The sequence below is a fragment of the Qipengyuania marisflavi genome (genome assembly GCF_005884405.1).
GTDB lineage: Bacteria > Pseudomonadota > Alphaproteobacteria > Sphingomonadales > Sphingomonadaceae > Qipengyuania > Qipengyuania marisflavi.
Window position 1 is genome coordinate 1 of the sequence record NZ_VCAO01000008.1, and the last position, 25,956, is coordinate 25,956.

Annotated in this window: 23 protein-coding genes, 1 tRNA gene and 1 pseudogene; 7 read left to right on the forward strand and 18 right to left on the reverse strand. The window is 61.4% G+C overall.

Features of this window, described 5'->3' with window-relative positions; all coding sequences use genetic code 11:
• Positions 1-210: transposase (locus tag FEV51_RS11360; protein WP_171033121.1), on the reverse strand; the 210-nt coding region annotated here is incomplete at its 3' end.
• Between the two features lie 357 nt (positions 211-567).
• Here FEV51_RS11360 and FEV51_RS11365 point away from each other — a divergent pair.
• Positions 568-4,608 carry a calcium-binding protein gene (locus tag FEV51_RS11365; RefSeq protein ID WP_138619025.1) on the forward strand — a complete coding sequence of 1,347 codons (4,041 nt, stop codon included), beginning with the start codon at positions 568-570 and terminating at the stop codon, positions 4,606-4,608.
• Positions 4,609-4,666: 58 nt separating this feature from the next.
• Here FEV51_RS11365 and FEV51_RS11370 read toward each other — a convergent pair.
• Positions 4,667-4,756: transfer RNA gene (locus tag FEV51_RS11370), tRNA-Ser, on the reverse strand.
• Positions 4,757-4,914: 158 nt separating this feature from the next.
• On the opposite strand from FEV51_RS11370, the gene hspQ reads away from it, so the two are divergent.
• Positions 4,915-5,295 carry a heat shock protein HspQ gene (hspQ, locus tag FEV51_RS11375; protein ID WP_138619027.1) on the forward strand — a complete coding sequence of 127 codons (381 nt, stop codon included), beginning with the start codon at positions 4,915-4,917 and terminating at the stop codon, positions 5,293-5,295.
• A gap of 27 nt (positions 5,296-5,322) precedes the next feature.
• Here the strand turns inward: hspQ and FEV51_RS11380 are convergent, their stop codons facing one another.
• Positions 5,323-6,237, reverse strand: a complete 915-nt coding sequence (locus tag FEV51_RS11380; protein ID WP_425466624.1) for an ABC transporter permease — start codon at positions 6,235-6,237, stop codon at positions 5,323-5,325.
• A gap of 71 nt (positions 6,238-6,308) precedes the next feature.
• Between FEV51_RS11380 and FEV51_RS11385 the strand changes: the two genes are divergently transcribed.
• The 3 genes from FEV51_RS11385 to FEV51_RS11395 all read left to right on the forward strand — a co-directional run bounded on the left by FEV51_RS11385 (position 6,309) and on the right by FEV51_RS11395 (position 8,968).
• The gene (locus FEV51_RS11385) at positions 6,309-7,013 is read left to right on the forward strand and encodes a GcrA family cell cycle regulator (protein ID WP_138619029.1); all 705 of its coding nucleotides are present in this window, start codon (positions 6,309-6,311) and stop codon (positions 7,011-7,013) included.
• Between the two features lie 170 nt (positions 7,014-7,183).
• The gene (locus FEV51_RS11390; RefSeq protein WP_138619031.1) at positions 7,184-8,389 is read left to right on the forward strand and encodes a GGDEF domain-containing protein; all 1,206 of its coding nucleotides are present in this window, start codon (positions 7,184-7,186) and stop codon (positions 8,387-8,389) included.
• Positions 8,390-8,440: 51 nt separating this feature from the next.
• Positions 8,441-8,968, forward strand: a complete 528-nt coding sequence (locus FEV51_RS11395; RefSeq protein ID WP_138619033.1) for a DUF1993 domain-containing protein — start codon at positions 8,441-8,443, stop codon at positions 8,966-8,968.
• Positions 8,969-8,983: 15 nt separating this feature from the next.
• On the opposite strand, the gene FEV51_RS11400 is transcribed toward FEV51_RS11395, so the two are convergent.
• The 15 genes and pseudogenes from FEV51_RS11400 to pspF all read right to left on the reverse strand — a co-directional run bounded on the left by FEV51_RS11400 (position 8,984) and on the right by pspF (position 24,727).
• Entirely contained in the window at positions 8,984-9,664 is a 681-nt protein-coding gene (locus FEV51_RS11400) for a polyamine aminopropyltransferase (protein WP_138619035.1), read from the reverse strand.
• Between the two features lie 4 nt (positions 9,665-9,668).
• Positions 9,669-10,712, reverse strand: coding sequence for a sensor histidine kinase (locus FEV51_RS11405; protein WP_138619037.1), 1,044 nt, complete (start codon positions 10,710-10,712; stop codon positions 9,669-9,671).
• A 131-nt stretch (positions 10,713-10,843) separates the two neighbouring features.
• The gene (gene pnp / locus FEV51_RS11410) at positions 10,844-13,144 is read right to left on the reverse strand and encodes a polyribonucleotide nucleotidyltransferase (RefSeq protein ID WP_138619039.1); all 2,301 of its coding nucleotides are present in this window, start codon (positions 13,142-13,144) and stop codon (positions 10,844-10,846) included.
• Positions 13,145-13,311: 167 nt separating this feature from the next.
• On the reverse strand, positions 13,312-13,581 hold the full coding sequence (gene rpsO, locus FEV51_RS11415; RefSeq protein ID WP_138619041.1) for a 30S ribosomal protein S15: 270 nt from the start codon (positions 13,579-13,581) through the stop codon (positions 13,312-13,314).
• Positions 13,578-14,579, reverse strand: coding sequence for a tRNA pseudouridine(55) synthase TruB (truB, locus tag FEV51_RS11420; RefSeq protein WP_138619043.1), 1,002 nt, complete (start codon positions 14,577-14,579; stop codon positions 13,578-13,580). The genes rpsO and truB overlap by 4 nt, the downstream gene beginning before the upstream one ends.
• Positions 14,580-14,583: 4 nt before the next feature.
• A complete protein-coding gene (locus FEV51_RS11425) occupies positions 14,584-15,267 on the reverse strand; it encodes a site-2 protease family protein (protein ID WP_138619045.1) in 684 nt (227 codons plus the stop codon).
• A gap of 25 nt (positions 15,268-15,292) precedes the next feature.
• Positions 15,293-15,871 carry a thymidine kinase gene (locus FEV51_RS11430; protein WP_138619047.1) on the reverse strand — a complete coding sequence of 193 codons (579 nt, stop codon included), beginning with the start codon at positions 15,869-15,871 and terminating at the stop codon, positions 15,293-15,295.
• Complete coding sequence (gene rbfA / locus FEV51_RS11435) at positions 15,871-16,269, reverse strand: 30S ribosome-binding factor RbfA (protein WP_138619049.1); 399 nt, start codon at positions 16,267-16,269, stop codon at positions 15,871-15,873. Before rbfA ends, FEV51_RS11430 begins: the two co-directional genes overlap by 1 nt.
• A gap of 98 nt (positions 16,270-16,367) precedes the next feature.
• Positions 16,368-18,890: a translation initiation factor IF-2 gene (gene infB / locus FEV51_RS11440; RefSeq protein WP_138619051.1), complete on the reverse strand. Its 2,523-nt coding sequence runs from the start codon at positions 18,888-18,890 to the stop codon at positions 16,368-16,370.
• Between the two features lie 21 nt (positions 18,891-18,911).
• Entirely contained in the window at positions 18,912-19,661 is a 750-nt protein-coding gene (locus tag FEV51_RS11445) for a DUF448 domain-containing protein (protein ID WP_138619054.1), read from the reverse strand.
• Positions 19,642-21,315 (reverse strand): transcription termination factor NusA, encoded by a 1,674-nt coding sequence (gene nusA, locus FEV51_RS11450; RefSeq protein ID WP_138619055.1) that lies wholly within the window; start codon positions 21,313-21,315, stop codon positions 19,642-19,644. Before nusA ends, FEV51_RS11445 begins: the two co-directional genes overlap by 20 nt.
• On the reverse strand, positions 21,315-21,881 hold the full coding sequence (gene rimP / locus FEV51_RS11455) for a ribosome maturation protein RimP (protein ID WP_138619057.1): 567 nt from the start codon (positions 21,879-21,881) through the stop codon (positions 21,315-21,317). The genes nusA and rimP overlap by 1 nt, the downstream gene beginning before the upstream one ends.
• Before the next feature lie 142 nt (positions 21,882-22,023).
• Positions 22,024-22,644, reverse strand: a pseudogene (locus FEV51_RS11460) (class I SAM-dependent methyltransferase); the annotation flags it as partial.
• 164 nt (positions 22,645-22,808) lie between these two features.
• Complete coding sequence (locus tag FEV51_RS11465; RefSeq protein ID WP_138619061.1) at positions 22,809-23,663, reverse strand: hypothetical protein; 855 nt, start codon at positions 23,661-23,663, stop codon at positions 22,809-22,811.
• Positions 23,664-23,695: 32 nt separating this feature from the next.
• The gene (gene pspF, locus FEV51_RS11470; RefSeq protein WP_138619063.1) at positions 23,696-24,727 is read right to left on the reverse strand and encodes a phage shock protein operon transcriptional activator; all 1,032 of its coding nucleotides are present in this window, start codon (positions 24,725-24,727) and stop codon (positions 23,696-23,698) included.
• A 167-nt stretch (positions 24,728-24,894) separates the two neighbouring features.
• Here pspF and FEV51_RS13180 point away from each other — a divergent pair, with 167 nt between their 5' ends.
• Complete coding sequence (locus FEV51_RS13180; RefSeq protein ID WP_171033122.1) at positions 24,895-25,047, forward strand: hypothetical protein; 153 nt, start codon at positions 24,895-24,897, stop codon at positions 25,045-25,047.
• Complete coding sequence (pspA, locus tag FEV51_RS11475; RefSeq protein ID WP_425466625.1) at positions 25,044-25,952, forward strand: phage shock protein PspA; 909 nt, start codon at positions 25,044-25,046, stop codon at positions 25,950-25,952. Before FEV51_RS13180 ends, pspA begins: the two co-directional genes overlap by 4 nt.
• Positions 25,953-25,956: the final 4 nt, after the last annotated feature.

Genomic DNA, 25,956 nt, shown 5'->3' on the forward strand with positions numbered 1-25,956 from the left:
CTTGCCAGCCTCCATGAAGTCCTTCGACCATTTGTAATACACGCCCTGCGCAATACCCTCACGGCGGCACAGTTCGGCGATACTATCCTCGCCGCGCAGGCCTTCCAGCACAATCCGGATCTTCTCCTCTGCGCTATACTGTTTGCGGGTCGCCCGGCGGATGTCTTTGACTACCCGCTCCGCGGGCGCCTTTGAGTGTTTTGACTTCATCTTCGTTCCTTACAGTCACGAAGATGAACCCAAAACACTCTCCTATTTTATGCAGCCAATCTGTCTATTGAACGCTGGCGGGGGACAGCTCCCATGTGGTTTTTCGCATCGCTGAGGGGCATCGACCGCTACAACTTGTCTATCTTTGCGACGAAGCCAGGCTTTGAACTTGTGACCGCAACTGGTCCGCAGTGATGTGCGGCTCGGGCAAATAGTTATGCCCTTACGCCACATGCACTCTCTCCAGCTCAGGAATTCAGTCGCAAAATAGTGTTCGAAAACGGCAAAACCAATTGCGCGGCTTAACGATCAGATTTATCCCAGATATCTGCAAAAGCTGGACGGGCGTATCAACAGATGTCGATCATACCAAACCCGGGCCTGCCGCCCGAAATCGCCCCCACCAGTCGGCCTCGTACGGTCAATGCAGCCACTTATACCATCACCGAAGATACCGTGTTTCACAGGACCGGCACCAACCGGGTCTTCGATGGCTGGAACTTGTCGATCACCAACTATGGCACGGTCTGGCTCGACTCGGGCGGCGTTCACGCCTGGTTGGTTACCGGCGGTCAGCCTGAAGTCTTCAATCACGGTCTGATTTATATACACGGGGAATCCCAAGTCGAACTGTCTCCGCTTGGCAGGCATCTCGTCAACACCGGTTCTATTTATGCCATTTCGGATTCAGGCTGGGCGCGCGTCCTCAGCGCCGAATACAACGGCTATGTTGAAAACTCCGGCCTGATCGCCGCGCAATCGCTGGGGATCGATCCGGAATATTCTTTTATCTGGAATGCCACTGCGATCGACTCGCCCGGCGGTGTTGAAGTAATCAATCACGCAGGCGGCAGCATCCTTGCCGAAGCACCCAATCTGGCCATTGCCATCTTCTCGGGCGGCGCCGATTTGCAGCCCGGTCACGCGATCGTGACGAATGCGGGCCTTATCGAAGCCAATGCCACGGGTCCCGGCGGAACCTCGATCGGCATTTACGTCTCACAGCCCGGCTATAATGTCGCGACGATCATCAACAGCGGTACGATCCGTGCCGATCTGGCGATCTACGCCACCTATAGCGCCGAGACGGTCAGCAATTCTCAGGAATGGGTCCAGAACCTGACCGGCGGCGTCATCGACGGCTTTGTATTTCTCGACATTGGCGATGACCAGTTCGACAATGACGGAACCGTGATCGGTAACGTCGATATGGGTGCCGGTAATGACATCTTCGGTGGCGCCGGGACTGTCAGCGGCGTGGTTTCGATGGGCTTTGGCGCTGACCACTATACCGGATCAGGCGAGAATGACCGCGCCGTGGGCGGCCGCGGTGACGATACTATGAACGGGCGCGGCGGGCGTGACCTGCTGATGGGCGGGTTCGGCAATGACATCCTGCGCGGCGATGCGGGGAATGACGGCCTGTTCGGTGAATGGGGTAACGATGTCATTTTCACGCTGAACGGCGATCATGCCGATGGCGGATCGGGCAATGACCGCATTGTTCTGGGCGATTACACATTTGCCGCAGTGCGGGGCGGCGAAGGCGTAGACACTCTGGTGATGGCCAGCGGCACGCGCAATTTCAGCCTTGAAAAAATGCTCACTGGCGGGCGCATTTCCGGGTTTGAAGCACTCGAGCTTCAGGCCGGACAGAACATTGCGATCACTGCCAACGCAGTATCGACTTTCACCGGCAGCAATACCGCCCTGCGGATCGATGCCGCTGCGGGCAATACCATCCATCTTGCCGGGAACTGGACGCGCGGTGCCGATGTTACCGTTGGCGGTGTACTCTACGAAGCCTGGACCCAGGGCAGCGCCCGGGTGCTGGTGAACGAAGCGGCTACTGTCACACCCGGCTCCAATCCGAATTACGCGGGTCTTGATGCCGTTGCTGGCGGCGCGGCAGCATTCCAGCCCGGCGCAGCTGCCGGTTTGGATTACTCCCTGCCGTCCGAATTCGTGTCACGCTTCGTGCTGTATGACGAAACCTTCACAGTCGATGCGCAAGAGATCTTCTATTCCGATGGCGCGCCGATTTTCGTTTCGACCAGCAATCTGACCTTCATCAACAATGGCGAACTTTACAGCCTTGACGATGGCTTCCCCAGCGCTCGCGGGCTGGATTTCTATGGCCCGACGCTGGTGATCAACAATGGCCTGATCGCCGTCGAGGAAACCGCGCCGCTGGATTCGGTCTATTACTACCCCAGCATCGGCATCGCGATGGGCGGCGGGGCCGACAATACCGTGCTGGAGAACACGGGCGAGATTTCGGTCTATTCGGTGCCCGGCAGTGCCATCGGCGTCCACAATATGGGCGTGTTGCGCAATGAGGGCCTGATCGTCGCAGTATCGGAACACTCGCGTGCGATTGCGGTCAATTACGTTTTTGCCAGCCACATCCTCGATGATACGCAAACCTTCTTCAACACCGGCGTCATTTATGCCGAAGGCGGCGGTGCCGGAGCCCAAAATTATGCCGAGGGCGACCGGATCGTGCCCGAAATTTATGCGGCCACCGGCGTCGCGGCCTATGGCTCGCTCACCAATGACGGCGTTATTCGTGCTGACTTGGGCGCTAATGCCGCGCCGGGCACGCAGACGGCGGGCGTCTATATCCTGAACCATTACGAAGATTTCGAGAAACAGGCCGGGGTCACCAATTACGGTACGATCGAAGGCACGATCGCGATCAAGTTCGAGGAAAATTACTACAACGATTACAACCACTGGGTGGTCAATAACGGCTTGCTGCTAGGCGATGTCGAGTTTGAAGATGGCAATGACCATTACGACAACACCAATGGCGAAACGGTCGGGATCGTGTTCGGCTTTGGTGGCGACGACACCTTCCTGGGCGGCGCATATGACGACATTTTTGAAGGCGGAACGGGCAACAATACGCTCTACGGGCGCGCCGGATCGGACACCGCCAGCTATCTGCGCGCGGCTGCCGGAGTAACCGTCGACCTGCGCATTTCCAGCGCGCAGGATACCATTGGTGCCGGGATCGATACGCTGATCGGAATCGAGAATTTGCTCGGATCGTCCCATGACGATGTCCTGATCGGCGATAACCGCGCCAACTTCATCGATGGCGGCGAAGGTGCCGATCAGATGGCCGGCGGCAAGGGCCACGATTTCTATATTGTGGACCATGCCGGAGACCGGATCACCGAAGTGGGCGGCGGCGGTATCGACACCGTGGTCAGCTATCTACAGGACTATACACTCGCCGCTGCTGTTGAGAACCTGATACTGGGTTCAGGCGCGGTTTCGGGCACTGGCAACAGCCTCGCCAACCAGATCACTGGCAACAGTGCTGGCAACACGCTTCTCGGCGGCGGCGGCAATGATGTGCTGTCCGGTCTGGCAGGCGATGACATTCTGAATGGCGGCGGTGGCGCTGACCGGATGGTGGGCGGACTGGGTAACGACAGTTACTACGTCAACGTGATCAATGATGTTGTAGTCGAAACCGCCAATGGCGGTATCGACACCGTATTTTCGTCGATTGGCCTGTACCGGCTCGGCAGCAATGTTGAAAATGCAGGTCTGCTGAATGGCGGCGTCACGCTGTATGGCAACACTGATGCCAACCAGCTGACCGGCAACGCAGCAGCCAACAATCTGTTTGGTCTGGGCGGAGACGACTGGCTTTACGGTATGGGCGGCAGCGACAAGCTTGATGGCGGGACCGGCGGCACCGACCACCTGTTTGGCGGCACCGGGAATGACGTTTACTTCATTCGTGACCGACTGGACCAAGTGACCGAATATGCTGGTGAAGGGCGCGATATCGTCAAGGCGTTTGTGAATTACACGCTGGGCGACAATGTCGAAAGCCTCACGCTGCTGGGCGATGCGCGCAACGGTACCGGCAACCAGCTCGACAACATCCTGCGCGGCCAGAATCTGGTGAATGTGCTGCACGGCGGGGCTGGCAATGACCGCGTTTTCGGCGGCGGCGGCAATGACAGCATCTTTGGCGACGCGGGTATCGACCGCCTCTATGGTCAGGCTGGCGACGATATCCTTTTCGGCGGCAGCGAGCGGGATTTTCTGTCCGGAGGCGTCGGCGCCGACCGCTTCGTGTTCCGCGAAGGCGATACAGGGGCAAGTTTTGGCACAGCGGACATCATCACTGATTTCACCCACGCACAGGGCGATTTGATAGACCTGCGCAGCATCGATGCGAAGGTGGGCGCCGGCAATCAGGCCTTCACATTCATCGGCGATGCCGCCTTCTCGGGCAATGCTGGCGAACTACGGTTCGAACAGATCGGTTCCAGCACCCGGGTCTATGCTGATGTCGACGGAGACGGCGTCGCTGACTTCATGATCCGCCTGAATGGCCTGCACGACCTGCAAGCCAGTGATTTCATGCTGTAATATACGCAAGCGAGCCACGCGCGCTCTTGCAGCAGGAGATTAGCTGGGCTGGCATACTTGGCGGAGAGGGTGGGATTCGAACCCACGGTACGGTCTCCCGTACACTGCATTTCGAGTGCAGCGCATTCGACCTCTCTGCCACCTCTCCGCTCGAGGATGCGCTCAGGGGCCGTGGCCCCGGTCGAAGCGAGCGCGCCCGTTAGCTTAAGCCCCCATCATTGCCAAGCCCTTTTCCGACGGAAAACGGGGGATCGCAGGCCAGCGGTGGTTGCCACTGGCGCGATCGCTCCCATATCCTTGGCAATTATGGATCGCGCGCAGTTCTATTCCGCACAGGCAGGCCGCACATTGGAGGCCCCCGCCAGCATTCGCACCCGCTTTGCGATTGGCGATGTCGTGCGCCACCGGATGTTTGAATTTCGCGGTGTGATCTTCGATATCGATCCGGTGTTTGCCAACAGCCAAGAATGGTACGATTCCATTCCCGAGGACATTCGCCCAAATCGCGACCAACCGTTTTATCACCTGCTCGCCGAAAGCGACGACAGTTCCTATGTCGCCTATGTCAGCCAGCAGAATCTGTTGCGTGATACGCAGGGTGGTCCGGTCGATCATCCCGAAGTCCACGGCCTGTTCGAACAGTTTGCCAATGGCCGTTACCGGATGCGTCGCAAGCTGACTCACTGAGGCTGGGGGTATTAACCCGGCGCCCAGTTAGCTCCTGATTTTCCAACCCGATTTCAGCAAGCGATAGGCAATCGCTGCCAGCAGCAGGTTGAAGCCGAGCAAGCCCGCAGCAGCAATCATTACCGCATTGCTGTCGCCAATATCGCTGCGCCCCAGAAAGCCGTAGCGGAAGCCCGATATTACATAAAAAAACGGGTTGAGGCGGCTAATCATCTGGAACACGCCGCCCAGATTATCGATCACGTAAAATGTGCCCGACAGCATTGAAAGCGGGGCGATGACGAAATTGGTCACCGCGGCATTGTGGTCGAATTTCTCTGCCCAGATCGACGCGACCAGACCGAGCAGCGACAGCATCGCTGCGCCCATGAGCGCGAACCACAGGACTGCCCAGGGCTCTGCCATTGCCAGGCTGACGCCGGGATAGAGCGACATGGCGATGGCAACCGTACAACCGACCAGCACCGCACGGGTCATTGCCGCTGCGACGATACCCGCCATCAGCTCGCCTTCGGACAAGGGCGGCATCAGCAGGTCGATGATCGTGCCCTGGATCTTGCCCGACAGCAGCGAAAAGCTGGAATTGGCAAAACCGTTCTGCATCATCGCCATCGCGATCAGGCCCGGCGCGACAAAGCTGGCAAACTGTACGCCCAGCACTTCACGCCCGCCACGGCCTAGTGCGACAGTGAAAATTACCAGAAACAGCAGGGTGGTAACCGCCGGAGCCCAGACAGTTTGCGTCTGCACCTTGAGAAACCGGCGGACCTCCTTAATATAGAGGCTCCACAAGCCGATCCGGTTGATCCCGGTTATGACCGGAACCCCCTGCGCGGGAAACCGGTCCGGCTTTCCAGCATTCCTTTCCATAAAGGTGCCATTCCCGACAGTTTGGTCGGGATGCGCGGATGGGGATGCGGGTTCGTGGGCTTGATCGGCCATGGGCGCGCGCCTAGGGCGAAGTGCTGCTGCTGGCAAGCCAGGTGGCAGGAAACAAGGATACAGGACTGCAGATGAGCTGGACCGAAGAACGGATCGCAACGCTGAAGAAGATGTGGGAAGGCGGCTCGACCGCCAGCCAGATCGCCGAGGAACTTGGCGGGGTCAGCCGCAATGCGGTGATCGGCAAGGCGCACCGCCTTGACCTCAAGGCACGCCCCTCCCCCGTTAAGGCGAATGATGCGAAGAAAGCCAAGGCAGCAGCCAAGCCGGCTCCGCGTCCGGCGCCAAGGAAAACTGCGCCCAGCGTCAAGCCGGCCGCGCCCAAGCCGCAGGGCCAGCCCGCACAGCCAGCCGCCGAGGCCAAGCCTGCTGCTGCCGTTACCCCCAACAGCGATGGGTCGATCCCGTCACAGCCGCTGCCCAACCGCTCACCCGATCTGCCGAAGATCGTCTCGGTCGGACCCGGCGGCTTTTTGCGTCAAGGGCCTGGCGACCAACAGCCGCCGATCCCGCCAGCTCCGCCGCGCCGCCTGGTTCCGGCCAAGCCGAGCCCGGAAATTGCCGACAAGACCAGCATTCTCAATCTGAGCGACAAGGTCTGCCGCTGGCCGATGGGTCATCCGGGCGAGGCGGATTTTCACTTTTGCGGCGTCGCCGTTAACCCGGGGTTCCCCTATTGCGTCGAACATTGCGGCCGTGCGTATCAGGCACAGCTGCCCCGCGGTGCGCGCCGTCCCCCTCCGCCCCTGCCGTTCGGCGGCCCGCGCGTACGCTAAGAAGTTCCCGCGTCGTGCTGCGGCACGGGAAACTTTTGGGCGCTAAAGGATTGTGCCCTTTGACTCACCGCTAACCATATTTATTGACCAGCAGCTCAGCTGCTTGTCGGTATAGTGACAGGTCCAAGATTGGGACAATACCGACAGCTGAAGGGCAAACCAACGCCATCATGGATTGGCAAAGCGTTATCTTTGGCGCCTTTTTAGGCATAGCCGGCGTGTTTGGCGCCATCGCGCTCGCGCTTTATCCTGTAATGCGGCGGACATTTCTGTTGTGGATCGCTGCGCGGACGCTGGCGTTTTTCATCATGGCAATTGCGCTATTCCCGGTGGCCCTCCCGGTTTCCAGCACCGGCGATGCATGGCGTATTGGTCTTGGCGGAGTAGCTGTAGCGATGGGGGCAGCTTCTGCCGGTCCCTTGCTTGCAGCATATCTGGAACAAAATTTGCCGTTGCAGTGGGTCCGTAAATGGCTGCGCGCGATGTTTATTGTGGGTTCGGTATCGGCAGTTTTCACCATTTTCGGTGGCGCAATGCCGTTGCTGGATTTGTTTTACGACGTCGGCCTTCTCGTCGTAACACTCGTGGTTTTCTGGGCCCTGGCCAAGGCGGTTAAAGCGGGCAGTCGTGTCGCCCGGTTTCAGGCAGTTGCTTGGGGCCCGCTTATTGCTGTCGGCTTTGCCTCGCTGAGTTTTGAATTGCTCACCGGCGATGAGATGCCATTCTGGACGGTCGCGGTGTTGGCGGCGCTGGCGGTCGATATCATCGTCACTGCAATGGGACTGGTCGACGGCTTCATGCTGATGCAGGAAGAGCGTGACAAGGCGGTTGCAGGGATCAACGCGGCACATATCGCCGTCGCCACAGATCCGCTTACCGGGATCGCCAACCGCCGCGGTCTGGAGAAACGTTTTGCCGATCCCGCGCATGGTCGCCCTGCCGCGCTGGCGCTTATCGATTGTGATAAATTCAAGCAGATCAATGATGGCTTCGGCCATGCCGTGGGCGACGAAGTGCTGGTCTGCGTCGCCGATGCATTGGGTGATCTGGAAGTCTTTCCGGCCCGGCTGGGCGGCGAAGAGTTCGTCATCCTGCTTTACGGCGAAAACTGGGAAGAAATGGCCGAAACTGTGCGGGCGCGGATTACCAGCGCTGTGGCCCATGTGGTGCCCGAAGTGTCCTTCCCGGTAACCGCCAGCGCAGGCGTGGCTCCAGTCTTTCCGGGCGAGGCCCTGCGCGCCGTGCTCCAACGCGCGGATCGCGCCATGTATGCCGCCAAGGATGCTGGTCGCAACTGCAGCGTTGTCGCGGGCAGCACATCGGACGCAGAAGACCGCAAGCCTGAAAGCAATGTCGTACGACTTGGCTTGGCGTAAGCTGTCAGGCCGCTATGGTTGGCGGCTTGTTCTTGCTGGAGCCATGACGCCATGCCTTTGACCCTTCACGCCGCCATCATCCCCAATTGGCTCCAGTCGCTGGGCGCCACCGCGCGGCTGCTCGACAGGGCCGAACAGTGGAGCGGTGAGGCCGGGATGTCCGAGGGCGAAATTCTGGGCGCGCGCCTCGCAGACGATATGCTCCCCCTCGCTTATCAGTTCACCAGCTGCTGCAATCACTCCGCCTATGCGATTGAGCGCTGCCGTGAAGGGCATTTCACGCCGCAGACCAATCCCCCGCCGATGAAGTTCGCGGAGCTGCGCGCAATGGTGCAGGAGGCGATCGGCACGCTGACCGCTGTGACGCCCCAAGAGCTTGAGGATATCGCTGGAAACGACATGATCTTCAGCTTTGGCGAGACCATGCGGCTGGAGTTTACCGTTCAGGATTTCCTCCTGAGCTTCTCCAACCCCAATCTCTTTTTCCATGCTGCCACCGCTTATGACATCCTGCGGATGAAGGGCATGCCGCTCAGCAAGCGCGATTTCATGGGTGCTGCACGTGTAAAACAGGGCTGATAGCCCGGCTGGAGTTTACGGCCGGACCGCGAACCAGATGATGAAGCGCGGACCCTTGTTGTTCGGGCGGGCGCGTACGCTGCGTTCTTCAACGGCAAAACCGGCATCGCGCAACTTCTCGACAAAGCGCGGATCGGTGCCTGCGGACCACACCGCCAGAATGCCGCCGGGTTTCAGCGCCTCGCGCGCCTTGGCGAGGCCGGTGCGGGTGTAAAGTCGTTCATTGCCGTCACGCACAATGCCATCGGGGCCGTTATCGACGTCGAGCAGGATCGCATCATACAGAGGCGTGGTGCCATCGATCGCGTCATCGATCAGCGCGGCGACATCGGCTATGATAATCTCGCCGCGCTTGTCCTCCAGCGTGTCGCCGGTCAGCGCCGCCAGCGGACCTTTCGCCCATTCGAGGATCTCATGGACCACTTCGGCCACCACCACACGGCCGCCAGCGGGCAGCTTTGCCAGCGCCGCGCGATAGGTGAAGCCCATGCCGTACCCACCGATCAGCAGCCGCGGTTGCGGGGCCTGCAGGCGCTCCAGCGTCAGTTCGGCCAGCTGTTCTTCGGAAAACTGCATCCGCGTGCCCATCAGCTCTTCACGGCCCAGCATGATGATGAAATCACGCCCATGACTGACCAGGGTCAATGTGTCGCCGCCGGGGATGGCAGCCGTGGCAATGGTTTCGCGTGGCAACATGTGATTATCCCTGAACCCGGCGCGCTGAAATGTCCAAGGCTGCCAGCGTGCCATGCCCGCGATTGCGGGGTGCAAGCGTGAACTGTCCGCCCAGCGAACGTGCAAGATTGCTCGCGATCTTCAGCCCCAGACTGTCCGCCGCCGCCAAATCAAAGCCCTCTGGCAAGCCTGCACCATCATCGGTCACTTCGATGCGGCAACCGCCGTCCTGCTCCTGCACGACAACCGAAATCGTCCCTGCGCCGGCCGACAACCCATGCTCGATGGAATTGCTGACTGCTTCGGTGACCACCAGTGCCGCCGGGATGGCATCGCTCGGGTCCAGCTTGGCCTGACCGATGTCGCCCTGAAAACTATAGCCGATGTCCTTGCGGCCCGAAGCTTCGATAGTCTCGCGCACAATGGTGTCGATGAACGATCCAAGCGCCAGCTGCTCGCCATCATGGCTGTACAGCGTCCGCTGGATGCGCCCGATCAATGCCACGCGGCGCGCAGCATCGGCCAGTGCATCGCGGGCAATCGGCCCCTTCAGCCCGTGCCCCTGCATGGCGAGCAGAGAAGCGACCATCTGGAGATTGTTGCCAACCCGGTGCTGCAATTCGTTGAACAGCATCTCGCGGGTGTCGGCCAGTTTGTCACTGCGTGCGCGTTCCTGCGCCAGATGCGCATTGGCGCGCTGCATCCAGTGGACCAGCGCAATATCAACCGTGACGATGACGAGATAAAACCCCAGCGCCAGCGCAGCAGCATAGCTGAGGTCGAAGCTGTCGAATGGCGGAATGAAATAGTACCACGCCGCCAGCCCGCTGAGCACAGCGGCGGCGATGCCCGGCCCCACTCCGAAAAAGAACGCCGTGACGATGACTACGGGGAAGAACGTCAGATATTGGAAGCCGGCAGGGATCAGGCTGTCGATTTCCTGCCGCAGGACCAGACCGGCCAGACTGGCAACAATGGCAAATCCATAGGCGGCCCAGCGCCGGTCGCGCGCCAACGGTAGCCGCTGGAGCAGGCTGAAGGGCCGGTCGGTTTCAGCTGCTGAATTCATGGGCCTGGCGTCCTTTGCGCAGTGCCGAATGACCGACACGGCGCGCCTTCTATCTTACTCTGCAGAAATGAAAAAGGGGCCGCGACGGTGAACGCCGCGGCCCCTGATTTGATTTCATCAAGTGACTGTGATCAGTCCTTGAGGAAGTCGGGCAGATGGCCCGGCGCATCGCCGGAGCCGCCCTTATCGCCGCCGCCGCCATCACGGTTGCCGCCGCCACGCGGGCCGCGGCCGCCACGATCACCGCCGCGACCACCACCGCCGCTGCGCGGACCACGACGATCGCCGCGATCACCGCCTGCGCGGGGTTCGCGCGGGGGACGGGTGTCCTCCAGCGCTTCACCGGTTTCCTGGTCAACAACCCGCATCGACAGGCGAACCTTGCCGCGCGGGTCGATTTCGAGGACCTTGACTTTAACTTCCTGACCTTCGGACACGACATCGGTCGGCTTTTCGACACGCTCGTTCTTCATTTCGGACACGTGGACGAGACCGTCCTTGCCGCCCATGAAGTTCACGAATGCGCCGAAATCGACGATGTTGACGACCTTGCCGTCGTAGATCTTGCCGACTTCGGCTTCTTCGACGATGCCAGCGATCCACTTTTTCGCAGCTTCGATCTGGCTCATGTCGGACGAGCTGATCTTGATGATGCCTTCGTCGTCGATGTCGACCTTGGCACCGGTTTCCGCAACGATTTCACGGATGACCTTGCCGCCGGTGCCGATGATGTCGCGGATCTTCGATTTGTCGATCTGCATCGTCTCGATACGCGGAGCATGCTGGCTGACTTCCTGACGGGCATTGCCCAGCGCCTTGGTCATTTCCCCAAGGATGTGCGCACGGCCTTCCTTGGCCTGCTCAAGCGCCTTGGTCATGATTTCCTGCGTGATGCCGGCAACCTTGATGTCCATCTGGAGGCTGGTGATACCCGTTTCGGTACCCGCAACCTTGAAGTCCATGTCGCCAAGGTGATCTTCGTCACCCAGGATGTCGGACAGGACGGTGTAGTCACTGCCTTCAAGGATCAGGCCCATCGCGATACCCGAAACCGGGCGTTCGATCGGCACACCGGCGTCCATCATGGCCAGACAGCCACCGCAGACTGTCGCCATCGAGGACGAGCCATTGCTCTCCGTAATGTCGGACAGGATGCGGATGGTGTAAGGGAAGTCCTCATGGCTGGGCAGCACGGGGTGCAGCGCACGCCATGCCAGCTTGCCATGACCCGTCTCGCGGCGGCTGGTGAAGCCGAAGCGGCCCACTTCGCCGACCGAATAGGGCGGGAAGTTGTAGTGCAGCATGAAGGGCGAATAGCTCAAGCCTTCAAGGCCGTCGATCATCTGCTCGGCATCCTTGGTGCCCAGCGTGGTGGTGCAGATTGCCTGCGTTTCACCGCGCGTGAACAGCGCCGAACCGTGCGTGCGGGGCAGCAGGCCAACCATCGCCTCGATCGGGCGAACTTCGTCGGTGCGGCGTCCGTCGATACGCTGGCCGTCCTTGAGGATGGCACCGCGGACGATGTCGGCTTCCAGCTTCTTGACGGCCTTGTTGGCGGTCATCTGCGTCTGGCCTTCGGCATCGGCGAAGGCTTCCTTGGCCTTGGCACGGGCAGCGTTCAGCGCGTCCGAGCGTTCCGACTTGTCGGTCAGCTTGTAAGCGGCGGCGATGTCGTCACCGACGATCCCGCGCAGCTGTTCCTTGATCGCCGAAGTGTCGTCGGAAACGCTCACTTCCCAGGCATCCTTGGCAGCCTGTTCGGCCAGATCGATGATCGCGCCGATGACCTTGCGGCTTTCTTCATGCGCGAACATCACGGCGCCCAGCATGACCTCTTCGGTCAGTTCCTTGGCTTCCGATTCCACCATCATCACGGCGTCATTGGTAGCGGCCACGACCAGGTCGAGGCTGCCAGTTTCGAAGATGTTCGAAACGGTCGGGTTCAGCACATATTCGCCGTCGACATAGCCGACGCGTGCGGCACCGATCGGACCCATGAAGGGCAGGCCGGAAATCGTCAGCGCAGCCGATGCGGCAACCATGGCGATGATGTCTGGCTCAGTCTCGCCGTCATACGACAGGACCTGGCAAATTACGTTGATTTCGTTGTAGAAACCTTCGGGGAAGAGCGGCCGCACGGGACGGTCGATCAGGCGCGAGGTCAGCGTTTCTTTCTCCGTCGCGCGGCCTTCGCGCTTGAAGAAGCCGCCGGGGATGCGGCCCGCGGCCGAGAATTTTTCCTGATAGTGGACGGTCAGCGGGAAGAAGTCCTGCCCTTCGCGTACACTCCTGGCGGCGGTCACGGCGCACAGCACCACGGTTTCGCCATAGGTTGCCAATACGGCGCCATCGGCCTGACGGGCGATGCGGCCAGTTTCGAGGGTGAGGGTCTTGCCGCCCCACTCCAGCGATACGGTCTTTGTGTCGAACATGTGTTTTCCTTATGAACCCGCACGCCACATTGCGCTGCGGGGCCTACTGTTCCGGGCAAATCCGTCCCGGTCCGGTGCGGGGCTGTTTGCGCCCCAAGGCCGGATGCCGAATGCACCCGCCCCCATATGCGAAGAGCGGCCCGATTAAGGGCCGCTCCGCAAAACTCTTATTTACGAAGACCCAGCTTCTGGATCAGGGCGTTGTACCGTTCGACGTCTTTCTTCTTGAGATAGGCGAGGAGGGTACGGCGCTTGTTGACCATCATCAGGAGCCCGCGACGCGAGTGGTTGTCCTTGTGATTGGCCTTGAAATGGTCCGTCAGATTGCGGATGCGTTCGGTCAGGATTGCGACCTGGACTTCGGGGGACCCGGTGTCGCCCTTGGCCTGTGCGTTGTCCTTGATAACTTCCAGCTTCTTTTCTGCGGTAATCGTCATGTATTCTGCTCCGCGACATCAGGCAAATTGAAACCCCTGACGACTTTCGCCGTCCCGCCTGTGAGCTCCAGCAAAGCGACCGGCACAGCGTGCAGTGTCGCAAGATAGAGCCCGTCGGACTGGGGCATTTCCGAAAGGACCCGGCCCTGGCGGACCGCCTGCGCGCTATCGGGATCGAGATGTAGAGCCGGGATGTCGTCCAGCCCCGCCTCGAGCGGCAGGAGGAGGTCTTGAAGTGGCGCGCCCTTACCGATTTCGTTTAAACTGTCCAGCGAAATCGCCTGCGCCTCGGTAAACGGCCCTGCCTTGGTACGGCGCAGATAGGTAACGTGCCCCAGGGTTCCAAGCGCGCGTGCGATGTCCCGTGCCAGGGATCGGATGTAGGTGCCCTTGCTGACATGGGCGACCAGTGTCACGCAATCGGCCAGTTCCAGCGGTGCGGGCGGGTTGAACGGATCGGGCTGCGCAAATGACGTGGCGAGTTCCGAAGGGATGTCCTCTCCCTTGTAATCGCCCGCAAAACGCAGCGAATGGATCGTCACCGCGCGGGTTTTGAGCGCCACCTCCTCGCCCGCCCGCGCCAGATCGTACGCGCGCTTGCCATCGACCTTGATCGCCGAGAACGCGGGCGGCACCTGCTCGATATCGCCAGTGAACAGCTCCAGCACTGCGGCGACCGCTTCCATCGGCGGGCGCCGATCACTGCTCTTGGTCACCTCACCCTCGGTATCGAGCGTGGTGGTTTCCGCACCGAACTGGATTGTAAATTCGTAAGTTTTGCTGGCATCCAGCATCCGTCCGGCCAGCTTGGTCGCCTCGCCCAAAGCGATGGGCAGCACGCCTTCGGCCAACGGGTCCAGTGTCCCGCCATGGCCCACCTTGGTCTTGGCATAACCGCCCTGCCGCAACACGCGCTTCACCGCGCTGACCGCCTGCGTCGAGCCCAGCCCGCGCGGTTTGTCGAGGATCAGCCAGCCGGATGCGGGAATATCCGTCATCGGCTCACTGCCCGGCCACGGCAGCGGCAATGCCCAGATATTGCTCAATCATCCAATTGACCGGCGGGCCGACGGTATTCTCGATCACGCCCAGACCCGGCGCAAACCAGGTCAGCGCGATCAGCGCGAAAAAGGCCATCATGCCGAACGGGCGCAGCTTTTCATATCGCTTGGCCCAGCTGGGCGGCATCAGCCCTTCGACAATGTGCGACCCATCGAACGGCGGGATCGGCAGCAGGTTGAAGAAAGCGAGAAAGACGTTGATCGTGATGAACAGATACATGCCCTGAAGCAGCACCGATGGCTCTGTAATCACGCCGGGTTGCGGGGTGGGAACCATCAGCCCCAGCACGGCCGCACCGATCAGCGCCAGCAGCAGATTGCTCGCCGGACCAGCTGCCGCCACCGCCACCATACCAAAGCGCGGGTTGCGAAGCCGCTCCTTGATAACCGGCACCGGCTTCGCCCAGCCAAAGATCGGCCCCTTCACCAGCGCCAGAAACCCCGGCACCAGCAGCGTACCCACCGGATCGACATGGCGCAGCGGATTGAGCGATAAGCGCTTCTGCTCTCGCGCGGTGGGATCGCCCAGCATATTGGCGACCAGCCCGTGCGCCACTTCGTGAAACACGATCGCCACGATCAGACAGGGTATGAGAATGGCCGCAAGGCCCAGCATTTCGGTCATGTGGGGTTAGATAGGGTGCGCAGGCTCAACCCGCCACCGCCTCACTGAAATGACGGCGGCACAGCGCCAGATAGCGGTCATTGCCGCCAATCTCGGTCTGCGCGCCCGCGGTCACGGCAGCACCGCTGGCATCGACGCGCAAATTCATCGTCGCCTTGCGCCCGCAGTGGCAGACCGCTTTCAGCTCGACCAGCGCATCGGCAATGCCCAGCAGCACAGCGGAGCCAGGAAACAGCTCGCCCAGAAAATCGGTCCGCAATCCGTAACACAGCACCGGAATACTCGCCCGGTCGGCCAGCCGCGCGCATTGCCAGACTTGATCCGCAGTCAGGAACTGCGCCTCGTCCACCAGCACGCAGGCAATCGGATCGCTGGCATGGTCTGCCCGCACGCGCGCCTCGATATCGGTGTCCGCATCATAGCGGTGCGCGTCGCTGGCCAGGCCGATCCGGCTGCTGATCGCGCCAAAGCCGGGGCGATTGTCCAGCGCGGCGGTCCATAGCGAAACGCGCATATCGCGCTCGCCATAATTGAACGCGGTTTGCAGCAGGGTGGAGCTCTTGCCCGCATTCATGCTGGCATAATAGAAATAGAGCTTGGCCACTATTCCTCTTCGCCCAGATCCCGCGCCACTTTGGGGTCGCTCAGCAAGCGTTCGATTTTTTCCGCCACGTCGAAGCTTTCGTCGGGCTTGAATTGCAGTTTCGGCGCAAATTTCAGGCCGAGACGCTTGGCGACCTCGCGCTGGAAGAAAGCGGTGTTGGTGCGCAGCGCCTTGAGCACCACGTCCTCTTCCTCGCCCAGCAACGGCTTCACATAGGCGTTGGCATTGCGCAGATCGGGCGTCATCCGCACTTCGGTAACGCTGATCGCATGCGCCGACAGCACATCATCATGCGCCTCGCCGCGTGACAGCAGTTCGGACAGGATATGACGCACCCGCTCGCCCACCTTGAGGACGCGAACCGATTGCTGTTCGGGAGTGGAAGCGTTCTTCGCCATGGCAGTCAGAGGGACCACGGGCGAGAATCGAACTCGCCAAATGACAGGACGAAACCTGCCATCTCCGCCGACCGGATCAGGCCCACATCATTTCCTTCTTAAAGCACCCGTTCGCGCAGTTCGATTTCGAAGACTTCGAGGCTGTCGCCCGGCTTGATGTCGTTGGTGTCTTCCAGCACCACACCACATTCCAGACCGGTGCGGACTTCGTCCACATCGTCCTTGAACCGGCGCAACGACGCAATGGTCGTGGCCGAAACGATAACATCGTCGCGGGTGAGACGCGCGTGGAGGCCCTTGCGGATAACGCCTTCGGTGACCAGCAGACCGGCTGCCTTGTCCTTCTTGCCCGAACGGAACACCTCCTTGACATCGGCACGGCCAAGCACGTGCTCGATCTTCTCAGGACCAAGCTCGCCGGCCATCTCCTTCGCGATTTCCTCGGTCAGGTGATAGATCACGTCGTAATACATCATCCGCACCTTATCGCGGTTGACCAGCAGGCGGGCCTTGGCGTTGGGACGCACATTGAAGCCCAGAATCGGGGCCTTGCTCGCCGCCGCCAGCATCACGTCGCTTTCAGTGATCGCACCCACGCCCGCATTCAGCACGCGGACCTTGATGAGATCGTTGGAAAGGTTGTGCAGCGCGGTCACGATGGCTTCGACACTGCCCTGTACGTCGGCTTTCACCAGCACGGGGAATTCGACAAGATCGCTCTGCAGATTGCTGAACATGGTGTCGAAATTGGTCGGCGCCAGCGCGGTGCGCTTCTCGGTCGCCTTCTCCTGCCGATACTGCGCCACTTCACGGGCACGCTGCTCGTTTTCGACCACGGTCATCTGCTCGCCCGCACCCGGTACGCCGCCGAGGCCCAGGACCTCGACCGGCATCGAGGGTCCTGCTTCCTTGATCTGCTTGCCCTGATCGTTGACGATGGCGCGCACCCGGCCGCTTTCGGTGCCGACGACAAAGGTGTCGCCGCGCTTCAGCGTGCCGCGTGTCACCAGCACAGTGGCAACCGGGCCGCGGCCCTTGTCCAGCTGTGCCTCGATCACGGTGGCTTCCGCATCGCGGTCCGGGTTGGCTTTCAGTTCCAGCAGTTCGGATTGCAGCGCGATCTTTTCGAGCAATTCGTCAAGACCAGTGCCCTCCTTGGCGGAGATTTCCACGTCCTGCACTTCGCCCGACATCGCCTCGACGATGACTTCGTGCTCCAGCAGGCGCTCGCGAATTTTCTGCGCATTGGCTTCGGGCTTGTCGATCTTGTTGATCGCCACGATCATCGGGACGCCCGCCGCCTGGGTGTGTTTGATGGCTTCGATGGTCTGCGGCATGATGCCGTCATCCGCCGCAACCACCAGCACCACGATATCGGTGACATTGGCACCGCGCGCGCGCATTTCGGTAAAGGCAGCATGTCCGGGCGTGTCGAGGAAGGTGATGACCTGCTTGTCCTTGGTGGTCACCTGATAGCTGCCAATGTGCTGGGTGATGCCGCCGGCCTCGCCCTTGGTCACATTGGTGCCGCGCAGCGCGTCCAGCAGGCTGGTCTTGCCGTGATCGACATGGCCCATGATGGTGACAACCGGGGGACGCGGCTTCAGCGTATCTTCCGGATCATCATTCTGCGTGGCTTTGATGTCGACATCGCTTTCGGAAACGCGCGTCACATTGTGGCCGAATTCCTCGACCAGCAGCTCTGCGGTGTCCTGATCGATGGTCTGGTTGACGGTGACCATCATGTCGAGATTGAACAGCGCCTTGACCAGATCGGCGCCCTTTTCGCCCATCCGCTTGGACAATTCGCCAATGGTGATCGCCTCGGGGACGACCACATCGCGGACCTGCTTTTCGCGCGGCTTGGACGAACCGCCGCCCTGCATCCGGCGTTCCTTCTCGCGCGCACGCTTGAGCGCGGCGAGGCTGCGCGCACGGCGGCCTTCGTCCTCGTTCAGCGCCTTGCTGACAGTCAGCTTGCCCGCACGGCGCTTGTCAGCACGTTCGGGTTCGGCGCGCTTATCGTCTTTCTTTTTCTTCTCAGGCCGCTTTGGCTCAGGGCGCGCGACCGGCGTGAATTTGCGAGCTGCGGGCGCAGGCGTGGCAACGGGTTGAGCAGGCTCGGCCTTTGGTTCTACGACTGCTTCCGGCTCAGCGGCGGCCTTGGCGTCCTGCTCGGCCTGTTTGGCGGCATCAGCTTCGGCTTTGCGATTATCCTCGGCGCGCTGCTTCTCGGTTTCGGAGGCCTTGAGCACTTGGGCATCGTCACGCTTGCGCGCCTGTTCGTTCAGTCGCAGCCGGTCTTCCTCGGCTTCGAGCTGGAGCCGGGCAACACGTTCCTGCGGCGTCTCGCCAGCGGGATCCTTGCGCGCGGGCGCCTTCTTCGCGGCAGGCGCGGGCGCAGCGGGTGCTGGCTCGGGTGCCGGAGCAGGCTCGGCCACAGGTTCGGGCGCGGGCGCAGGCGTTTCGCCAGGCTTGAGCAGCTTACGGCGCCGCTTCACCTCGACCGCAACCTTGTTGGTGCGGCCGTGGCTGAAGGTCTGCTTGACCTCGCCAGCATCGACCGCCCGCTTCAGGCCAAGCGGTTTGCGGGTGCGCGGGGTTTCGTTTTCGTCGCTCATTCTGGCTCGTTTCTCTATTTATCAATCGGTCAAATCGTCGTCGGCGCGCGCAGCATTGCGTACACCCGGTTCGGTCATCGGCACAGCGTGCCCAAGATAGTGCAACAGGCGCGTCAGGGCCTTGAGTACCCGCCCGGCAGCAGCATCGTCGGCCAGCGCCAAATGGACGACATTGTCGCGGCCCAATGCCACAGACAAAGCCGCGCGGTCCAGTGGCAAGGTCATGCCGCGTTCGCCCGACCCCTCGGCCTCGCGTCCGACGCGCCATGCCTGGTCGAGCTTCTTGCGGCCATCTTCGCTGGAATCGCTGGCGTGCAGCAACAGCGTCACCCCGCCCCCGCGCGCGGTTTCGATAATCCGCTGCGTGCCCAAGATAAGACTTCCCACGCGCATTTCGAGGCCCAACCGGTCGAGCACCACACGGGTCAGCGCATCTTCGATCTTTTGCGGCAGCTCTTCCGGTATTTCCAACTCGCCCGTCTTATAGGCACGGGCAAGCCCGCCCTTGAGCTTGCCGCTGGCCATAGCAGCTTCCAGATCGGCGCGATTCGTGCCGATCCAGGCACCGCGTCCCGGCGCGCGTTCCTGCGCATCAGGCAGCACCAGACCGCTGGGCGAGATTGCCAGCCGCACCAGAGTGTCGCGCGCCAGTACTTCGCCGGTAATAACGCAGCGGCGTTCCGGGCAGGACTTGGCGCGCCCGGAATCTCTCCGTGCCGTGGGCGCTTCAGCGGTGTCGGACGTCAGGCGCTCATTGTGGGGAGTCCGCATCGGCGGCCTCCTGAGTGTCGGGTTCGGCAGCGGGAGCTGCGGCAGCAGCCGGCTCCTCGTCTTCGAACCAATGTGCACGGGCCGCCATGATGATCTCGTTGCCCTGCTCTTCGGAAAGTCCGTATTCGCCCAGCACGCCGCCCTTGTCCTGCTCGCGCTGCGGCGGACGCTTCATCGGCGGGCCGGAGGCTTCGGGATTGACGCGGCGACGCGGTGCTTCGCGCTTCTTGGCGATCAGCTCGTCGGTGGCCAGATCGGCCAGATCGTCGAGTGTCTTGATGCCCGCCTTGCCGAGCGTCACCAGCATGGCTTCGCTCAAGTGCGGCAGCTCGGCCAGATCGTCTTCGACGCCCAGTTCGCGGCGCGCTTCGCGATGCGCAGTGTCCTGACGTTCCAGTGCCTCGGTGGCGCGATTCTGGAGCTCTTCTGCCAGATCGTCGTCAAAGCCTTCGATACCGGCCAGTTCGGACAGTTCGACATAGGCGACTTCTTCCAGCTCGGCGAAGCCTTCGGCGACCAGCAGCTGTGACAGCGTTTCGTCGACGTCGAGTTCTTCCTCGAACATCTTGGAGCGTTCGGCGAATTCCTTCTGCCGCTTCTCGCTCGCCTCTTCCTCGGTCATGATGTCGATCTGGTTGCCTGTCAGCTGGCTGGCGAGGCGCACGTTCTGGCCGCGGCGACCGATCGCCAGGCTCAGCTGGTCTTCGGGGACCACAACTTCGATGCGGCCTTCTTCTTCGTCCAGCACCACGCGGCTGACCGTTGCCGGCTGCAGCGCGTTGACGATGAAGGTCGCCTGATCTTCCGACCAGGGAATGATGTCGATCTTCTCGCCCTGCATTTCCTGCACCACCGCCTGAACGCGGCTGCCCTTCATGCCGACACAGGCGCCGACCGGGTCGATGCTGCTGTCATGGCTGATCACACCGATCTTGGCGCGGCTACCCGGGTCACGGGCGGCGGCCTTGATCTCGATGATACCGTCGTAAATTTCGGGCACTTCCTGCGCGAACAGCTTGCGCATGAAATCGGGATGCGCGCGGCTGAGGAAAATCTGCGGGCCGCGATTGTTGCGTTCCACCTTGGTGATCAGCGCGCGGACACGCTCGCCGGTACGGGCGGCTTCGCGCGGGATCTGCTGGTCGCGGCGGATCACGCCTTCGGCACGGCCGAGGTTGACGATCACATGGCCAAATTCGACCGATTTGATAACACCGGTGATGATTTCGCCAGCACGGTCCTTGAACTCTTCGAACTGACGTTCACGCTCGGCATCGCGGACCTTCTGGAAGATGACCTGCTTGGCGCTCTGCGCATCAATGCGGCCCAGATCGACGGGCGGCAGCGGATCGACGATGAAGTCGCCGATACTGGCGCCGGCTTCCAGCTTCTGGCCCTGCTTGAGGTCCACCTGCTTGAAATAATCCTCAACCTCTTCGACCACCTCGACAACACGCCACAGGCGCAGATCGCCGGTCACGGGGTCAAGCTTGGCACGAATGTCGTTTTCGGCACCGTAACGGTTGCGCGCCGACTTCTGGATCGCTTCTTCCATTGCTTCGATAACGATCGATTTGTCGATCATCTTTTCCGAAGCAACCGCGGTTGCAATCGCAAGCAGCTCTGCCTTGTTGGCGGAAATTGCACTGGCCATCAGTCGTCAGCCTTTTCTTCTGTAACTTCGAGGATTTCGTCAGCACCGCTCGTATCGAGCGGCCGGGTGGCGGCGATAAGCTCGTCGGTAAGGACGAGTTTGGCCGAATGAATGGCGGACAGCTGCACAGCGGTTTCGCCTGCCTTGCGGTCTGCCAGGGTAATTGTTTCGCCTTCGATCCCGCGCAGGATACCGCGAAAATTGCGCGGGCCTTCGGCGGATTTGTCGAGCGAGATCTTGACCTCATGTCCGGCCCAGGCCGCGAAATCCTTCGCGCGGGTCAGCGGACGGTCGATGCCGGGCGAACTGACTTCGAGGTGATAGGCCCCCGATACCAATGGCTCGTCCTCTTCCTCGGCAGCGTCCATTACGTCCGAGATCCGGCGCGACAGTGCGGCGCACTGGTCGATCACCAGCTGTCCGGTAGCGGGGTCTTCGGCCATGACCTGCAGCGCCTGCGCGCCATCGCCCGCTTCTGACGCCATGATCTTCACCCGCACAAGATCAAAGCCGAGCGCTTGCGCCTCGGGTTCAATCAGTTCGGTCAAGCGTGCCAGATCGGCCATTCGGTCTCCAAGTTTCGCCCCGGTGTTCGCCCTGATGCAGGAACGGAGTTTCGCGCCGGCCCCTTGCGGCGCCAGCCCCTCCAGTCTTGCGACGATGTCGGGAATGACGGCCAAATAGGCGCAGCTGCCGTGAAACGCAAGCCTAGAAGCGCGGTTTATAAGCGACCAGTGTCAGCGAGTAGTCGGCATAGCCAAACAGCCGCGCAATCGGGCGGTCCAGCAGCAGCGGAAGGATGCGCATCGGGAAGGTTACCAGAAAGCCCAGCCTGCCGAACTTGCGCATCAGCGTGGTGAGTTTCTGGCTGAAAAAGCCGCTGCATCCGCCAATCTGCTCCACCACCAGCCCGGCACCCTCAGCCAGTTCGCGCAGCATGGCGGCGGTATAACCGCGCCGCACGTGCCATCCGGTTTCCTCGGTCGGGAACGGGCCATTATCCACCCCAGTGATCGCGCGGTAATCCTTGTTCGGCGTCGACAGCACCAGCCAGCCGCCGGATTTAAGACACGCCTTCAGATCACGCATCAGTTTGCGATCATCGAGGATATGTTCGATATTTTCCAGCGACAGCACGTATTCGTAGCGCGCCTTGTGCTGCTCCATCGCGCCCAGCTGGCGGGCATCGCCAATCGGGAAGTCTGCGGGCAGCGCGCAAATCGCCGCGCGCTCCTGCGCCACCGCCTGATTGCGCTCGTCCCAGCTCAGCCCGGTGACCCGGTAGCCGCGCCGCGCCAGATTGAGCGAGAACGCGCCTGTGCCGCAGCCGACATCAAAGGCCGCCTCAGCATTGCCCGTTCGCGGCATGTGGCGTTTTACAAAGCCCCAGCGGTCCAGCATCAGCAAATCGCCATGCAGCAACGCCGCGCGCGCTCCGAACAGGCGGATCAGCAGCGAACGGTCAAAACGGAATGGCGGCTTGGCTGGCGCGCTCACTCGGTCGCCATCATCTCGGGATCGGCCTCCACCGGATCGGCAAAGGCCCCGCCCAGCACCGGCCAGACCACCTTACCGGTCACCACGCCAAGCGAGAACGGCACGTAATGCCCCACGAAGCTGTGAATTTCGCTGGGGTGTCTGGATTTTGCCTCGGAGGTGTAAAACACCCGCAGGTCGAGTTCGTCATCCTCGGGGTCCCAGCTGATTGCCTCACACGCAGAACCAAACCGCTCCCACCCGCGAATTGCGCCGCCATTGAGAGTGAGGACGCGGTAATGGCCTGACAGCGGAAAGCTGCCATGCTCAATCATCGGGGTGAGCAAATATACTGACACCTCGTCAAATTCATCGGGCGGCAGCACAACCGTATTGGGCATGGCGTCGGCGCAAAACTGAAACTGCTCGTTTTCGGCAGTTTTGATTGCGGTGTTGCGCGCAGCCATCAACCGCTCTTCAAGCGTACCAAGCGGCGCAATTGCAATACCGCCCGAGGTCACTTCGCCGCCGTCGATCACATAGCGAGCGACCTGTACCGGCTGTTCGTCCTGAACGCCGTAAAACACCAGGTCCAGAGCGTCCTGATCGCTTGGCACCACGACATAGCCCAGCGGCACCACACCCTGAGGAATTGCGGATACGTCTTTGGCAAAGGCATCGCTGCCGTGCCAGGCCGCCTGATCGAATGCATAAAGCTGCGCGCCGATCCGCTCTGCCTTGCGCGCATCGTCCAGCAGTCGGTCATCGGCCTGCGCAGGGTCCGGCGCATCCGCAGTCTGGGCGGCCAGCGGCGCAGCAAGTGCGGCGCATCCGGCGAGAATGCCAGCGGTCAGCGATTGGCGAAATGTCATGTTTGGGCCCTCCATGGGCTACGCTAGCCGTGTCACTCGGCGTCGGTCAATCCGTGCTTCTTTATACAATGCCGCAGCTGGTCATAGCTGAGGCCGAGCGCCTTGGCGGTCTGGCGCTGGTTCCAGCGATGACGGCCCAGCGCGTGTTCGACAATCGAGCGTTCGTGCGAATCGACCGCGCCGCGCAGATCCTCAATGCTTTCATAATCGGGGGAGGCCGGTGATGCGGCGGGTGCGGCGCTGGTCGCAGCGGCAGGCTCAGTGGCAGCGCGCTTTGGTGTGAGCGGTTTCCACGGACTATCGAACGGATCGAACACCATATGCGCGATGGGCTCGTCCCACGCGTCCCAGCGATACACCGCGCGCTCCACCGCATTGCGCAATTCGCGGACATTGCCGGGCCAGGCATAGTCTTCCATCTCCGCCGCGACGTGCTGCGCGAAACCGGGCCAGCCGTCCCAGCCCAGCTCCGCCGCCATACGCCGCCCGAAATGCGATGCGAGCACGCCGATATCGCCTTCACGCACCCGGAGCGGCGGCAGCGTGATCACTTCAAAGCTGAGCCGGTCGAGCAGATCGGCACGGAAATCACCGCGATCGGCGCGCGCGGGCAAATCTTCATTGGTCGCGCCGACAATCCGCACATCGACCCGCGTCGGACGGCTTGAGCCGATCCGCGTGATCTCGCCATATTCGACCGCGCGCAGCAGGCGTTCCTGCGCGCCGGTGGACAGTGTACCCAGCTCATCAAGGAACAGAGTGCCCTTGTCCGCCTCTTCAAAGCGCCCCACCCGCGCCCGGGTTGCGCCGGTAAACGCGCCCGCTTCGTGACCGAACAATTCCGCCTCGATCAGCGTTTCGGGCAGCGCCGCGCAATTGAGCGTGACCAGCGGATGCTCCCAGCGGTTCGACAGGCGGTGCAGGCGTTCGGCGATCAGTTCCTTGCCGGTTCCGCGCTCCCCGATCACCAGCACAGGCCGGTCCATCGGCGCGGCACGACTGGCGCGCTCGACCGCATCGAGGAAGGCGCCTGACTGGCCGATAAACTGACTTTCCCGCTCCATACCCCAACACATAGGGATTTTTGCCAAGCTTTGGCAATCGGAACCAATATGTCGTTCGTCGAAAACTGCGAAACTGACGGATTTCTGCGTTTTTTCGGGTTTGGCACGGTGCTTGCTGAACAGGAGACAACAGCCACTATGGCAAATCTTATCGGGAGGACCCCACCATGTACAATCGCAGCTTTTTCCGGACCCGGGTTGGCCAGGCCGCGCTGGCGAGCATTACAGCGATGGTCGCTTTCGTCACGCTGAGCTCGCACATCACGGTCACCGCACCGACACCCGGCCTGGCGATGTATCAGCAGGTCGAGATTGCATGACCCTGCCCCCCGATCATGATCCCCTTGGGCCGGAGCGTCTGTCCCCCGACAGTCCCCCTCGTGCCGATCGCACGAACGACGCTTCGGCCCATCCCCCACGCCGTATGCGGCGGATCGAGGAAGAGGTTGAGCGCCTGCGCCGCTCGCCCACCCCGACCCAGACGCCGCGTGGCCGCACGCAGGATTTCTTTTCCAATGGAGCACCTTTGATGGGTATTTTCAGCCGTACACGCGACATTGTCGCTGCCAATTTCAACGACATGCTGGACAAGGCGGATGACCCGCACAAAATGATCCGCATGATCATCCTCGAAATGGAGGAAACCCTGGTCGAAGTCCGCGCCTCTGCCGCGCGCACCATTGCCGACCAGAAGGAAATGCACCGCCACACCATCCGGCTTGACCAATTGCAGGGGGATTGGGGCGAAAAGGCCGAGCTGGCGCTGTCGAAAGACCGCGAAGACCTGGCCCGCGCCGCTCTGGTCGAAAAGAAGAAGGCGGCGGATATGTCGGGGCAGCTCAAGACCGAGATCGGCGTGCTGGACGATGCCCTGCGCGCTTATGAGCAGGACATCCAGAAGCTGCAGAACCGCCTGCGCGAAGCCCGCACCCGCCAGACCGCCATCGCTGCCCGCCTCGAAAGTGCGGAAAACCGCGTCAAGCTGCGCAGCCTGATGACCAATGAACGGGTGGACGAGGCGCTGACCCGCTTCGACCAGCTGGAACGCCGTGTCGATTATGCCGAAGGCCGCGCCGATGCGCTGACCCTGTCGGATGGCAACGCCACACCCAACCTCGCCGACGAGATCGCCGCACTGGAAGGCGCCGATGCCATCGACGACGAACTTGCACAAATGAAACGCGCACTCGGCAAACCCGAAGATGCCGCGAAAAAAGAGGACTGATCTC